1 pseudogene is annotated in these 845 nt (G+C 69.3%); it reads right to left on the reverse strand.

The features are described from left to right. Window positions 1–789: pseudogene (locus DBR34_RS20150) on the reverse strand (translocation/assembly module TamB); the annotation flags it as partial. Window positions 790–845 lie beyond the last annotated feature (56 nt).

Here is an 845-nt window from a genome sequence, read left to right on the forward strand (position 1 = left end):
GGCCTGCAGCGGCGCCGGCGCGTTGCCGGCCACCGCCACTTCCATATGGCCCAGGTCGCCGCGTGCCACCAGGCCCAGCCGCGCGGGCGTGCGGCCCAGCGGCGCCGGCAGGCGCGCGCCGATGGTGATGTCGGTGTCGTAGTCGCTGCGTGGCAGGTAACGCCCGTCCACGCGGAAGTAGCCCAGGTCGCTGTCGATCTTGAGCTGGCTGGCGCGGAATTCGCCGTTGGCGATTTCCACCCCGCCGCGCAGCGTGTCGATGGCGATCAGCGGCTGCTGCGCCTGGGTGATGCGGAAGCCATCGATGATGATGGTGTCGGCCTGGATCGCCAGCGGCATTTCAATCTGCGGCAGCGAGTCCGGCCACGACGGCAGTTCGAACGGCTCATCGCTCTTGGCCAGGTTCAGCGAGGCGTTCTTGAGCTGCAGCGCGTCCAGCTGCAGCTTGCGGCCGAGCAGCGGGCGGATGTCCGGATCGAGATAGGCGCGCTCGGCGGTGAAGTGGATATCGTCGTAACGGAAATCCAGGTCGTGCAGCACCAGGGGCCCGGCGACGGGACCATCGACCTTGCTCCAGGTCAGCGTGGCGCCCACCGGCAGCCGCGCCACCACCTGGGCCAGCAGCACGTCGCGACCGGCCACGGTCTGCAGCAGCCAGTACACCAGCAGCAGCGCCAGCAGCACCAGGCCCAGCACGGTGAAGCCGGACCACGCCCAGAAGCGGCGCTTGCGGTAGAAACGCACGCGCGGCGGCGGCGTGGCGGGTGCGGACGGGGTCGGCGTGCTCACAGGTCCGCTCCGATGTTCAGGTACAGCTGGAACTGCGAATCCGGGTTGTTCAGACC

Source organism: Stenotrophomonas sp. HMWF003 (assembly GCF_003061285.1).
GTDB classification, from domain to species: Bacteria; Pseudomonadota; Gammaproteobacteria; order Xanthomonadales; family Xanthomonadaceae; genus Stenotrophomonas; species Stenotrophomonas maltophilia_AP.